13 protein-coding genes are annotated in these 11,985 nt (G+C 68.8%); 9 read left to right on the top strand and 4 right to left on the bottom strand.

Annotated features, from left to right (window positions below):
- Positions 1–212: 212 nt before the first annotated feature.
- From ASG40_RS09675 to moaB, 3 genes are all read left to right on the top strand, one after another.
- Positions 213–1,070 (top strand): uracil-DNA glycosylase, encoded by an 858-nt coding sequence (locus ASG40_RS09675; RefSeq protein ID WP_055884265.1) that lies wholly within the window; start codon positions 213–215, stop codon positions 1,068–1,070.
- 102 nt (positions 1,071–1,172) lie between these two features.
- Positions 1,173–2,072, top strand: coding sequence for a KPN_02809 family neutral zinc metallopeptidase (gene ypfJ, locus ASG40_RS09670; protein ID WP_055884261.1), 900 nt, complete (start codon positions 1,173–1,175; stop codon positions 2,070–2,072).
- Between the two features lie 100 nt (positions 2,073–2,172).
- The gene (moaB, locus tag ASG40_RS09665) at positions 2,173–2,730 is read left to right on the top strand and encodes a molybdenum cofactor biosynthesis protein B (protein ID WP_055884255.1); all 558 of its coding nucleotides are present in this window, start codon (positions 2,173–2,175) and stop codon (positions 2,728–2,730) included.
- Between the two features lie 6 nt (positions 2,731–2,736).
- Here the strand turns inward: moaB and ASG40_RS09660 are convergent, their stop codons facing one another.
- Positions 2,737–3,258 (bottom strand): hypothetical protein, encoded by a 522-nt coding sequence (locus ASG40_RS09660; protein WP_055884252.1) that lies wholly within the window; start codon positions 3,256–3,258, stop codon positions 2,737–2,739.
- A gap of 183 nt (positions 3,259–3,441) precedes the next feature.
- On the opposite strand from ASG40_RS09660, the gene ASG40_RS21160 reads away from it, so the two are divergent.
- The gene (locus tag ASG40_RS21160; RefSeq protein WP_055884250.1) at positions 3,442–3,783 is read left to right on the top strand and encodes a VOC family protein; all 342 of its coding nucleotides are present in this window, start codon (positions 3,442–3,444) and stop codon (positions 3,781–3,783) included.
- Positions 3,780–4,895 (top strand): PA0069 family radical SAM protein, encoded by a 1,116-nt coding sequence (locus tag ASG40_RS09650; RefSeq protein ID WP_156387637.1) that lies wholly within the window; start codon positions 3,780–3,782, stop codon positions 4,893–4,895. The genes ASG40_RS21160 and ASG40_RS09650 overlap by 4 nt, the downstream gene beginning before the upstream one ends.
- On the opposite strand, the gene ASG40_RS09645 is transcribed toward ASG40_RS09650, so the two are convergent.
- The 3 genes from ASG40_RS09645 to ASG40_RS09635 form a co-directional block, all read right to left on the bottom strand.
- The gene (locus tag ASG40_RS09645) at positions 4,882–5,502 is read right to left on the bottom strand and encodes a ribonuclease HII (RefSeq protein WP_055884247.1); all 621 of its coding nucleotides are present in this window, start codon (positions 5,500–5,502) and stop codon (positions 4,882–4,884) included. The genes ASG40_RS09650 and ASG40_RS09645 overlap by 14 nt on opposite strands.
- Positions 5,503–5,567: 65 nt before the next feature.
- Entirely contained in the window at positions 5,568–6,632 is a 1,065-nt protein-coding gene (locus tag ASG40_RS09640) for a glycosyltransferase family 4 protein (protein ID WP_055884244.1), read from the bottom strand.
- The gene (locus tag ASG40_RS09635) at positions 6,629–7,453 is read right to left on the bottom strand and encodes a UDP-2,3-diacylglucosamine diphosphatase (RefSeq protein ID WP_055884241.1); all 825 of its coding nucleotides are present in this window, start codon (positions 7,451–7,453) and stop codon (positions 6,629–6,631) included. The genes ASG40_RS09640 and ASG40_RS09635 overlap by 4 nt, the downstream gene beginning before the upstream one ends.
- Before the next feature lie 445 nt (positions 7,454–7,898).
- Here ASG40_RS09635 and ASG40_RS09630 point away from each other — a divergent pair, with 445 nt between their 5' ends.
- From ASG40_RS09630 to fchA, 4 genes are all read left to right on the top strand, one after another.
- Positions 7,899–9,107, top strand: a complete 1,209-nt coding sequence (locus tag ASG40_RS09630) for an aminotransferase class V-fold PLP-dependent enzyme (RefSeq protein WP_055884238.1) — start codon at positions 7,899–7,901, stop codon at positions 9,105–9,107.
- A 105-nt stretch (positions 9,108–9,212) separates the two neighbouring features.
- A complete protein-coding gene (locus tag ASG40_RS09625; RefSeq protein WP_055884236.1) occupies positions 9,213–10,157 on the top strand; it encodes a D-2-hydroxyacid dehydrogenase in 945 nt (314 codons plus the stop codon).
- A gap of 226 nt (positions 10,158–10,383) precedes the next feature.
- A complete protein-coding gene (locus tag ASG40_RS09620; protein WP_055884232.1) occupies positions 10,384–11,247 on the top strand; it encodes an NADP-dependent methylenetetrahydromethanopterin/methylenetetrahydrofolate dehydrogenase in 864 nt (287 codons plus the stop codon).
- 3 nt (positions 11,248–11,250) lie between these two features.
- Entirely contained in the window at positions 11,251–11,877 is a 627-nt protein-coding gene (gene fchA, locus ASG40_RS09615) for a methenyltetrahydrofolate cyclohydrolase (RefSeq protein ID WP_055884231.1), read from the top strand.
- The last annotated feature ends 108 nt before the right edge of the window (positions 11,878–11,985 follow it).

Below are 11,985 nucleotides of genomic sequence, written 5' to 3'. Positions count from 1 at the left end.
CCTTGCCCAATGGTCTCTTGGTCGCGACGCTCGGGACCGTTGCGGCCACCGCGCCCTTCGTCCCTCACTCTCAACCCATTCCAGGGTGCAATGGCAAGTCGGTCGTCGCCTTCTCAACCGTCGCAGGAGTGGCGTACAAAAGACCAGTCTACGGCGCCCGGCTCACGGTCCGGCGGTTGTCCACAGCCGCGGTGGGCGCCAGATAGGATGCCATGACCGAGGCCCACGACGAACGGCGCGACCTGACCGCCTGTCTCGACTTCTACACCGAGGCGGGGGTCGATCTGGCCCTCGACGAGCGTCCGCACGACCGTTTCGCCGAAGTCGATCCGATCCCCGCGCCGCGCCTCGAGCGGAGGGAGGTCGAGCGGCCCGCCCCGCAAAGGCAGCCGCTGCCCGACCGGGGGACGCCGGTCGATCCGCCACGGCAGCAGACGTTCGGCCGGTCGGCATCCGCCATGCCCGAGGCGGCGGCCGGCGATGCGCGGGCGAAGGCCAAGGATTGCGCGACGCTGGCCGACCTCGAAGCCCTGCTCGCCACCTTCGACGGATGCCCGCTGAAATTCACAGCCAAGAACCTCGTCTTCGCCGACGGCAACCCCGCCGCGAAGCTGATGTTCGTCGGCGAGGCGCCCGGCGCCGACGAGGACCGGATCGGCAAGCCGTTCATGGGCCGCTCGGGCCAGCTCCTCGACCGGATGATGGCGGCGATCGGCCTCGATCGGACCCGCGCCTACGTCACCAACATCGTGCCGTGGCGGCCGCCGGGAAACCGCAACCCGACACCGCAGGAGGTGGCGATCTGCCGGCCCTTCATCGAGCGTCAGATCGAGCTGGCCGATCCCGACCTGATCGTCTGCCTCGGCAGCCCGGCCACGCAGGCGCTGACAGGGACGAAGGACGGCATCCTCAAGGCGCGCGGCCGCTTCTATCCCTACCGGGTGGGACAGCGCGAGATCCGCGCCCTGGCGACCCTCCATCCGGCCTATCTGCTGCGCCAGCCGCTGCAGAAGCGGCTCGCGTGGCGCGACTTCCGCCTGTTGCGCAACGCCCTCGACGGCAAGGCCTGAGCCCGCTAGGGCGAGGGCCGACGGAACCGTCACGCTCGCGCGGGAATTACTCCGTGCGACGCCGGCCCGACCAGACGTCCGGACACAGGTGGTAGCCTCGACATGCGCTGGGAAGATTTTCGCTCGTCGGACAACGTCGAGGACCGCCGCGGCGAGGGTGGCGGCGGCGGCTTTCCGGGCGGCGGTGCCGGCGGGCTCGGCATCGGCGCCATCGTCATCCTTTGCATCATCGGCTGGGTCACCGGCATCAACCCCGCCGTCCTGATCGGCGGCGCCGAGCAGATGATGGGCGGCGGCGCGCCGCGTCAGGAACAGGTCGACCCTCAGACCCAGGCCAGGCGCGGCACCAAGCCCGCCGACGATGCCGGGCGCTTCGCCGCCGCCATCCTGGGCAATACCGAGGACGTCTGGAAGGAGATCCTGCCCAACCAGACCGGCAAGCAATACCGGCCGACCGGGATGGTGCTCTACACCGGTGGCACCCGCAGCGGCTGCGGTTCGGCCAAGGCGGCGATGGGCCCGTTCTACTGTCCGCTGGACAAGAAGGTCTATCTCGACACGACCTTCTTCAAGGAGATGGAGACGAAGTTCGGCGTGAAGGGCGACTTCGCCTACGCCTACGTCATCGCCCACGAGGTCGGTCACCACATCCAGGGCGAGCTCGGAATCCTCGGCAAGGTCCAGTCCCGCCAGCAGGCGGCCGGTCAGGTCGAGAGCAACAAGCTGTCGGTCCGCGTCGAGCTGATGGCCGATTGCCTCGCCGGCGTCTGGGCCAAGAACTCGAACGACCGCTTCAATTCGCTCGAGCCGGGCGACATCGAAGAGGCGATGCAGGCGGCCAGCGCTATCGGCGACGACAAGCTCCAGAAGCAGTCGCAGGGTTATGCCGTGCCCGATTCCTTCACGCACGGTTCGTCGGCGCAGCGGATGCGGTGGTTCATGACCGGCTACAAGAGCGGCCAGACCCGCTCCTGCGACACCTTCCGCGCCGCCGCGAACTGAGAACGCGACCCGGCGGGGGAGATCCGCCGGCGGCGGTCCATTCCATTGCGGCCGTCATGCCGGTCCGGCACGGCCTTTCTTCCTTCGAGGACACCGTCCCATGGTCGCCTCCGACAAGACCCGCACCTTCGTTCCCCTGGCCATCGCCGTGCTCACCGTCTCGGACACACGGACGGCCGAGGACGACCGCTCCGGCGATCTCCTCACGGAGCGACTGACCGCGGCCGGTCATCGCCTCGCCGCCCGCGGGATCGTCCCCGACGAGGTCCCGGCGATCCGGGCGCGGGTCGAGGAATGGGTGCGGGACCCGGGCATCGACGTGGTTCTCACCACCGGCGGTACCGGCTTCACCGGCCGTGACGTCACCCCGGAAGCCCTCGAGCCCCTGTTCGAGAAACGGATGGACGGCTTCTCGGCGGTGTTCCACCGCATCTCCTACGACAAGATCGGAACCTCGACGCTGCAGTCGCGCGCCACCGCCGGTGTCGCCGGGGCCACCTACATCTTCGTACTGCCGGGCTCCCCCGGCGCCTGCCGGGACGCCTGGGACGGCATCCTGGCCGCCCAACTCGACTACCGGCATCGCCCCTGCAACTTCGTTGAGATCATGCCGCGCCTCGACGAACATTTGCGCCGGGGGGCCACCATTAGCGTCTGATCCCGCTCAGGGTCGATCGATCCGCGCGGAGAGCCGGCGTGGACGCAGGCGCGGCGAGAAGGTGGGCTCGGCGAGCAGACGGTCGCGTCGGACGAGATCGCCCGGGCGCGGCCGGCTGACGCCGACCACAGCCTCACCGCGGGCGGCCAGACGGATCGGAAGCCGGGTGTGAGGTCGCCGCAGCCTGCCCAGAGCGACGTCGGGCCGGGCCATGCCGATGAACCGGTCGAGGGTGCGGATCCAGCCTTCCGCGAGGACGTCGCCGGCCTCCAGGCACAGCACCCACTCGCGCCGCGCTATCCTGGCACCCGCCGTCCAGGGGCTTGCGCCGCGGGTGCGCACCACCAGGGTGGCCCCTGTGGCCTCCGCCACGGCCTCGATGGCCTCGGTGGAGGTCGGCACGACGATCACCGCATCACCCACGAGCCCGGCCGCCACGCCCGCCACGAGGGCGGCCAGCGAATCCGCGAGGCGATCGACGGCAAGCGCATCACCGGGTCTGGCGACATGGATCAAGCCTGAAATCATGCGCGCCCATACCGCATTTTGGCGGGTCGCCAAGCGGTCGCTCCACACCAGGCACATCGGAATCGGGGTTGTCGCGACCATTCGCGGGAATTGCCCGAAATCCGTGCAGAATCGCCGATCTGACGTTCTTGCTATGTTCTCTGTGTCGGCTGATGCTCGATCACGGGACTGCGGAGGACGACCATGCGCGAGGACGGCAAGATCGATTATCTGGAACTGCCCGGCCGGACGCTCGGACCCGTGAAGGCGTTCTACGCGCAAGCGTTCGGGTGGACCTTCGTCGACTACGGACCCGCCTATTGCGCCTTCGACGAGGGGCTGGAGGGTGGCTTCGATGGCGATCCGCAGAAGGGGACCCGCGTGCCGCTCGCCGTCCTCTATGCGACGGATCTCGAAGCCATGCTGGTGCGGGTCGAGGCGGCCGGCGGCCTCGTCGTAAGGCCGATCTTCGCCTTTCCGGGTGGGCGGCGGTTCCATTTCCGCGATCCGGCCGGAACCGAGCTCGCGGTCTGGTCGGAGCGATGACGGCGGCGGCGCGTACGTTCAAGGGGCGCGGCGCCACGGTCAATCCGGACGGACGCTACGAGGCGGCCCGGCACGAGGCCTTCGACGACGGCTGGGGTGGCGACGAGGCCCCGTCCGCCCCGCGCGCCGAAGTCCTGCGCGCCGAAGTCCTGCGTACCGAAGTCCTGCGTACCGAGGTCCTGCCGGAGGCCGCGCGCAGCATCATCACCCGCAACACCTCGCCCGACATCGCCTTCGACCGGTCGATCAACCCCTATCGTGGCTGCGAGCACGGTTGCGTCTACTGCTTCGCGCGGCCCAACCACGCCTACGTCGGCCTCTCGCCGGGGCTCGACTTCGAGACGCGGCTGTTCACCAAGCCGGATGCGGCCCGGCTGCTGGAGCGCGAGCTCGCGGCCCCCGGCTACCGCCCGGCCACCATCGCGCTGGGAACCGCCACCGACCCCTACCAGCCGATCGAACGGACGCACCGCCTGACCCGGCAGGTGCTGGAGGTGCTGGCGCGCGACCGGCATCCCGTGGGTATCGTCACGAAATCGAATCTCGTCACCCGCGACATCGACATCCTGTCGGACATGGCCGCGATGGGCCTCGTGAAGGTGGCGATGTCGGTGACGACCCTCGATCCGGCCCTGGCCCGCCGGATGGAGCCGCGCGCACCGCATCCGGAACGGCGCCTCGACGCGATCCGGCAACTGACGGCGGCCGGCATTCCGGTTCTCGTCATGGTGGCGCCGATCATCCCCTCGCTCAACGACCACGACATCGAGGCGATCCTGGCGCGGGCGCGGGACTGCGGCGCGATGGAAGCCCGTCACGTCCTGCTGCGCCTGCCGCTCGAACTCGACGACCTCGTCGGCGACTGGTTGCGTGCGCATTACCCCGGCAAGAAGCGGCACGTGATGTCCCTGGTCCGCCAGGCGCGCGGCGGCAAGGCCTACGACGCCGCCTTCGGCCGGCGCATGACCGGTGCCGGTCCCTATGCCGAGTTGATCGCGGAGCGGATGCGGCTGGCGCGAAAACGCTTGGGCTACCGCGAGACCCGCGTCCCGCTGCGGACCGACCTGTTCGTCAGACCCTCCCGCGACGGCGCCCAGCTCAGCCTGCTGTGACACCGGGGAGCTGAGCGTAGCGGCGGGTGAAGCTGATGCGGTGGTGTGGGGTCCGCCCGAGGCTGGCGAGGCCCGCCAGATGGGTGCGGGTGCCGTAGCCGACGTTGCTGTCCCAGCCATAGGACGGGTAGCGGACGGCCAGGGCCCGCATCAGGGCGTCGCGCACCGTCTTGGCCAGGATGGAGGCGGCGGCGATCTGGGGCACCAGCCGGTCGCCTCCGACGATCGCCGTGCAGGGCCGGTCGAGCCCCGGGATGGGATCGCGGCCGTCCACCATCACGGGGCCGTCGAGGCCGAGACCGACGACGGCGCGGCGCATGGCGTCGAGCGTGGCGGCGCGCACGTTGATCCGGTCGACGAGGGCGCGGGAGCCGGCGGCCAACGCGATACGCGCGCAGGCCCGGATCTCCGGCGCCAGCGCCTCGCGGGTCGCGCGGTCGAGGCGCTTGCTGTCGTCCAGGCGTCCCAGCACCGACGGCGGGATCGCGGCGGGATCGAACCAGACCGCCGCCACCACCACCGGCCCGCACAGGGCCCCGCGCCCGACCTCGTCGCAGCCGACGACGGCGGGATAGCGGCCGGGCGACGCGGGATCGAAGGGAGGCATGAGAACCGTCGCGCGAAGAACGAGCCCCGGGGCCGAACCGCTCGTCCGGCAGGGACAGGAATCGTCTAACGGGGCTCGACCGAACCGACAACGGCGGGCGCGACGCGCTCGCGCCGTCGCGCGGGCAGTCCGTGGGCGCGCTCGATGTTGCCGAAGAACTGCCGCGCGCTCTCGGTCCAGGTGTAGCGCAAGGCCTCTGTCCGGCAGGTCTTGCGCGGGATGTCGAGGGCCGCCAGGGCCGCCTTGCGCAGATCCGCGTCGAGCACGCCGGCGTCGGTGCCGCCGATCACGTCGAGGGGGCCGGTGACCGGGTAGGCGGCCACGGGCACGCCGGAGGCCAGGGCCTCCAGGAGCACGATGCCGAAGGTGTCGGTGAGGCTCGGGAACACGAAGACATCGGCGGCGGCGTAGACCGCGGCGAGGCCGGCGCCGGTCCGCATCCCGAGGAAGCGGGCGGCCGGGTAGAGCGAGGCCAGCCTGGCGCGGTCCGGACCGTCGCCGACCACGACCTTGCTGCCCGGCAGGTCGAGGTCGAGGAAGGCCGCGATGTTCTTCTCGACGGCGACACGGCCCACGAAGAGGAAGACGGGGCGCGGCAGGCCGGCCAGCGCGTCGCTCTCCTGAGGCCGGAACAGGTCGGTGTCGACACCGCGCGTCCAGCGCATCAGGCGCGTGAAGCCCCGCGCGGAGAGATCCTGCTCCAGGGACGGCGTGCTGACCATGGTGCCATTGGCGGCATCGTGGAAACGTCGCAGCCAGGCATAGCTCCAGGCTTCCGGCACCGGCAGTCGGGCGGAGAGGTATTCGGGAAAGCGGGTGTGGTAGCTCGTCGTGAAGGGCCGCCCCTGCGCCAGGCAGAGGCGGCGCGTGGCGTAGCCCACCGTCCCCTCGGTGGCGATGTGGACATGGGTCGGCGCGAACTGCGACCAAAGACGCGCGACCTTCGTGCGGGTCGCATAGGCGAGCCTGATCTCGGGGTAGCCGAGCAGCGGCAGGGACGCGAAGTTCTCGTGGGTGAGGAAGATCGTCTCGAAGCCGAAGGCGCGGCCCGCCGCGGCCATGTGCTCGAGGGAGCGCACGACGCCGTTGACCTGGGGGTGCCAGGCATCGGTGGCGATGAGCAGCCTCACGCGACGGCCCGCGCCCCGCCCCTGTCGACCGCGATGGTCACCGCGGAGGCGGCCTCGCGGGCGCGCAGGACACTGGGATAATGCAGCACCTCCATCGTGCCGTCGTAATGCTCGACGATGGCCGTGCAGGATTCCACCCAGTCGCCGGTGTTGAGGTAGGTCAGCCCGTCGATCTGCCGGTTGGCGGCGTGGTGGATATGGCCGCAGATGACCCCGTCCGCCCCGACGCGCTTGGCTTCCGCCGCGAGCAGCTCCTCGAACTTGCCGATGAAGTTGACGGCGTTCTTCACCCTCAGCTTGGCCCAGGCCGAGAGCGACCAATAGGCCAGACCGAGGCGGCGGCGCACGGTGTTGAGGTGCGTGTTGATGAAGAGCGCCGCCGTGTAGGCGCCATCGCCGAGGTAGGCGAGCCACTTGGCGTGGCGCACCACCATGTCGAACTGGTCGCCGTGGATGACGAGGTAGCGTTTGCCGTCGGCGGCCACATGCACGCGCTGGTCGGCGACCTCGATGCCGCCGAAGTGCGCGCCGAGGTAGTCGCGCAGGAACTCGTCGTGGTTGCCGGGCACGTAGATCAGGCTCGTGCCCTTGCGGACCTTGCGCAGCAGCTTCTGCACCACGTCGTTGTGGCTCTGGGGCCAGTACCAGCCCGACTTCAGTTGCCATCCGTCGACGATGTCGCCGACGAGGTAGATCTCGTCGGCATCGTAGTCGCGCAGGAAGTCGAGCAGCAGGGCGGCTTGGCAGCCCTTGGTGCCCAGGTGCATGTCGGACAGGAAGAGCGTCCGGACACGGATCGCCTTCTCGTTGTCTTCGCTCACGGGGATCTCCGGGCAGACGCGTCGTGCCGGAGCCAAACCGGATTCCCGTATCAGTTTGATGACGCGGCCCCACGCGGCGGCCCGAGCGCGCCCCGGGAAACCGGTCGTCGGCGGCCACGGGCGGGCCCTCTGTTGCAGCGCAATTTTTTGAGTCGCGTGGACAAGTTTTTTCAGTTTTCCTTCACAGCGGAAGCTCGCCATATTGCCGGCGCGACAGGGGCGGCGCGAGCCGTCCCTTGCGCGCGGCCATCTCACGCCGGGTCGGCGTTTCGGGACGGAGCGGACGGAACCGGTGGACGGCGTTCTACGAACGCGACACCCGTACGACGCTCTGGACTACAGGGATGGGCGCGCCGGGTCGTCACGACCCGTCGGCAGACAATCATCGTTCGAGGCGCCGCCACATCGCGGTCGCGAGACGCACTGGGAACCGGAGACAATCATCATGGCGCCAACGAAACGGCCTGGTCGCAACCACCTCTTCGTGCCGGGCCCGACCAACATCCCCGACCGCGTGATGCGGGCGATGATCGTCCCCTCCGAGGATCACCGCTCGGTGGATTTCCCGGCGCTGACCAAGCCCCTGTTCGAGGACACCAAGATGGTGTTCGGTTCGACCGACGGCACCATCTTCCTGTTCCCGGCCTCCGGCACGGGCATCTGGGAATCCGCGCTCACCAACACCCTGTCGCGCGGCGACAAGGTGCTGACCTCGCGCTTCGGCCAGTTCAGCCATCTCTGGGTCGACATGGCCGAGCGCCTCGGCCTCGAGGTCATCGTCCAGGACGAGGAGTGGGGCACCGGCGCCGATCCTCAGCGGATCGAGGAGGCCCTGCGGGCCGACAAGAACCACGAGATCAAGGCCGTCATGACGGTCCACAACGAGACCGCCACCGGCGTCACCAGCGACATCGGTGCGGTGCGCAAGGCCATCGACGCGGCCGGCCACCCGGCGCTGCTGTTCGTGGACGGCGTGTCCTCGATCGGCTCGCTGCCGTTCTACGCCGACCAGTGGAAGGTCGATTGCGCCATCGCCGGCTCCCAGAAGGGCCTGATGCTGCCGGCCGGCCTCGGCGTGATCTGCGTCAGCCAGAAGGCGCTCAAGGCCGCCGAGACCTCCTCGGGCAAGAACGACCGTCTCGCGGCCGTCTACTTCGCCTGGTCCGACCACCAGAAGCAGAACCCGGGCGGCTACTTCCCCTACACCCCGTCGCTGCCGCTGCTCTACGGCCTGCGCGAGGCGCTGGCCTGCATCAAAGAGGAAGGCCTCGAGAACGTCTATCACCGCCATCACGTGCTCGGCGAGGCGACCCGCCAGGCCGTGGCGGCCTGGGGCCTCAAGACCTGCGCCAAGGAGCCCAAGTGGAACTCCGACACGGTGACGGCGATCCTCGCTCCCGAGGGTGTCGACGCCGCCGCGATCATCAAGCACGCCTACGTGCGCTACAACCTGGCGCTCGGCGCGGGCTTGAGCAAAGTGGCCGGCAAGGTGTTCCGCATCGGCCACGTCGGTGACCTGAACGAGCTCTCGTTGCTCGGCGCCATCGCCGGTGCCGAGATGTCGATGCTGGACAACGGCGTGAAGGTGCAGCCGGGCTCCGGCGTCGCCGCCGCCTCGAGCTACCTGCGCGAGAACCCGCTGTTCAAGGCCTGATCCGACCCCTCCCGGGGCCGGTCTCCACGACCGGCCCCGGACCTTCGACAGACCACGCGTTCGCGTTCGGCCGTGCCTCGCGCGGGGACGTCACCGAGAGTTTCCATGACGCACAAAATCGTCTTCCTCGACCGTGAGTCCCTCGACGCCACCGTGCGCGAATTCAATTTCCCGCACGCGTACAAGGAATACGAGTCGACCTGGACACCCGACGAGATCGTCGAGCGGCTTCAGGGCGCGTCGATCGCGCTGATCAACAAGGTTCCGATGCGGGCCGACACCCTGGCGAGGCTGCCGGACCTCAAGCTGATCGCTGTGGCCGCCACCGGCACCGACGTCGTCGACAAGGCCGCCGCCAAGGAGCGCGGCATCACCGTCGTCAACATCCGAAACTACGCCTTCAACACCGTGCCCGAGCACGTGATCGGACTGATGTTCGCCCTGCGCCGGGCCATCGTGCCCTACGCGAACTCCGTGCGCCGGGGCGATTGGGCCAAGTCCACCCAGTTCTGTTATTTCGACTACCCGATCCACGACATCGCAGGTTCGACCCTGGGTATCGTCGGCTACGGGGCGCTCGGCAAGTCCATCGCCAAGCGCGCCGAAGCCCTCGGCATGAAGGTCATCGCCTACGACGTGTTCCCGCAGGAAGGCCTCGTCGACTTAGAGACGATCCTGACGGAATCGGACGTCATCACCCTGCACGCGCCGCTGACGCCCGAGACCCGCAACATGATCGGGCGCGAGCAGCTGGCGAAGATGAAGAAGAGCGCCATCCTCATCAACACCGCCCGCGGCGGCCTCGTGGACGAGGAGGCCCTGGCCGAGGCGCTCAAGGCCGGCACCATCGGCGGCGCCGGCTTCGACGTGGTGATGACCGAGCCCCCGAAGAACGGCAACATCCTGTGCGAGCTCGACCTGCCCAACCTCATCGTCACGCCGCATGTGGCCTGGGCGAGCAAGCAGGCCATGCAGATCCTGGCCGACCAGCTGGTGGACAACGTCGAGGCCTTCGTGGCGGGCAAGCCTCAGAACGTGGTCGAGTCTTGAAGGGAGGCGGTACGATCGCGCCACCTGTCGGTCCTGGGCTGCGGAGCAGACCCCGGAACCCATAACCGTCGACGCGGCAGGATGGAGCACCCTCGGCGGCTTCGGAGTCCCGGTTCGCCCGTGCGGCGCCCCGGAACGACGACGCACCGACGCGCCCACGCCGACGTCCCGTAACGCCCAGTCGAAACGCCGACCGCTCAGCGATGCGGCCAGAGGATCCGAAGACATGACCAAGAAACTGCTGTTCCTGTTCGATACCGACGCAGTGCCCAGCGTGTTCGACACCGTTGTCGGCTACGACGGCGGCGCCGATCACATCACCGGCTACGGCAACGTCACGCCCGAGAACGTCGGCGCGCTGGTGGACGGCACGATCTACACCCGCGGCGGTTCCGAGAAGAAGTCCACCGCGATCTTCGTCGGCGGCGGCAACATGGCCGCCGGCGAGGCGGTGCTGAAGGCGGTCAAGAAGCGGTTCTTCGGGCCCTTCCGCGTCTCGACGATGCTCGATTCCAACGGCTCCAACACCACGGCCGCCGCCGGCGTCGCACTGGTGCAGAAGGCCGCCGGTTCGCTCCAGGGCAAGAAGGCCGTGGTGCTGGCCGGGACAGGCCCCGTCGGCATGCGCTCGGCCGCGCTGCTCGCCCAGGAAGGCGCCAGCGTGGTCCTGTGCGGGCGCTCGCTCGACAAGGCCCAGGCCGCCGCCGACCAGATCAACCAGCGCTTCAAGGTCGCGATCTCGGCGGCCGCGACGCCCGACGCCGCCTCCCGCGCCGCCATCGTGAAGGGCCAGAACCTGGTGTTCTCCGCCGGCGCCATCGGCATCGAGCTTCTCTCGGAAGCCGATTGGAAGGACGAGGCCAGCATCGAGTTCATCGCCGACTACAACGCCCAGCCCCCGCTCGGCTTCGGCGGGATCGACGCGATGGACAAGGCCAAGGAGCGCCACGGCAAGATCGTGTTCGGCGCGCTCGGCATCGGAGGCCTGAAGCTCAAGCTCCACCGCGCCTGCGTCGGCAAGCTCTTCGAGAACACCGAGACGGTGTTCGACGCCGAGGAGATCTACGCCCTCGCCAAGTCGATGGCCTGAACCATGGCCGCCACCGAAACCATCCAGAACTTCCTCGACGGTCTGGCGAGTTCGGCCCCGACCCCCGGTGGGGGTGGCGCCGCCGCCATCTCCGGCGCCATGGGCGCCGCACTCCTCAGCATGGTCTGCAACCTGACCATCGGGAAGAAGAAGTACGTGGAGGTCGAGGAGGAGCTGAAGGGCATCCTCGTCCAGTCCGAAGCGTTGCGGGCCAAGCTCACGGGCATGATCGCCGACGACGTCGAGGCGTTCGACGCGGTGATGGCGGCCTACGGGCTGCCCAAGGGCACCGACGAGGAGAAGGCCGCGCGCGCGGCCAAGATCCAGGAGGTGCTGAAGGTGGCCACCGACGTGCCGCTCGCCTGTTGCAAGGCCTGCCGCGAGGTCGTCGACCTCGCCCAGGCCGTGGCCGACAAGGGCAACCTCAACGTCATCTCGGATGCCGGGGTCGCCGTCCTCTCGGCCTACGCCGGCCTGCGCAGCGCCGCGCTCAACGTCTACGTCAACGCCAAGGGCCTGGACGATCGCGGCTTCGCCGAACAGCGCCTGGCCGAACTCGAAGGTCTGCTCGGCGATGCGGGTGCGAAGAACGAAGCCATCTACGAGGTCGTGAAGACCAAGGTGAACTGAGCCGGTTCACTGTCCAAACTCAAGCATTCCGGCTGCTCTCAAGGCAGACTGAAAGAGAATGTAAAAAAATAAAAATGGCAAAGGGCTTTTCGTGAAGTCAAATTTACG

Origin of the sequence: Methylobacterium sp. Leaf399, from assembly GCF_001424525.1 — a bacterium.
Taxonomy (GTDB): domain Bacteria; phylum Pseudomonadota; class Alphaproteobacteria; order Rhizobiales; family Beijerinckiaceae; genus Methylobacterium.
The sequence above is the reverse complement of the archived record's forward strand: the minus strand, read 5'-3'. Positions and strand labels throughout refer to the sequence as shown.

What these genes read in the sequence shown, in the direction of transcription:
- ASG40_RS09625 (WP_055884236.1), top strand. Translation starts at nt 9,213, where the DNA reads ATGACGCACAAAATCGTCTTCCTCGACCGTGAGTCCCTCGACGCCACC.
- ASG40_RS09650 (WP_156387637.1), top strand. Translation starts at nt 3,780, where the DNA reads ATGACGGCGGCGGCGCGTACGTTCAAGGGGCGCGGCGCCACGGTCAAT.
- ASG40_RS09620 (WP_055884232.1), top strand. Translation starts at nt 10,384, where the DNA reads ATGACCAAGAAACTGCTGTTCCTGTTCGATACCGACGCAGTGCCCAGC.
- ypfJ (WP_055884261.1), top strand. Translation starts at nt 1,173, where the DNA reads ATGCGCTGGGAAGATTTTCGCTCGTCGGACAACGTCGAGGACCGCCGC.
- ASG40_RS09645 (WP_055884247.1), bottom strand. Translation starts at nt 5,502, where the DNA reads ATGCCTCCCTTCGATCCCGCGTCGCCCGGCCGCTATCCCGCCGTCGTC.
- fchA (WP_055884231.1), top strand. Translation starts at nt 11,251, where the DNA reads ATGGCCGCCACCGAAACCATCCAGAACTTCCTCGACGGTCTGGCGAGT.
- ASG40_RS09675 (WP_055884265.1), top strand. Translation starts at nt 213, where the DNA reads ATGACCGAGGCCCACGACGAACGGCGCGACCTGACCGCCTGTCTCGAC.
- ASG40_RS09660 (WP_055884252.1), bottom strand. Translation starts at nt 3,258, where the DNA reads ATGATTTCAGGCTTGATCCATGTCGCCAGACCCGGTGATGCGCTTGCC.
- ASG40_RS21160 (WP_055884250.1), top strand. Translation starts at nt 3,442, where the DNA reads ATGCGCGAGGACGGCAAGATCGATTATCTGGAACTGCCCGGCCGGACG.
- moaB (WP_055884255.1), top strand. Translation starts at nt 2,173, where the DNA reads ATGGTCGCCTCCGACAAGACCCGCACCTTCGTTCCCCTGGCCATCGCC.
- ASG40_RS09630 (WP_055884238.1), top strand. Translation starts at nt 7,899, where the DNA reads ATGGCGCCAACGAAACGGCCTGGTCGCAACCACCTCTTCGTGCCGGGC.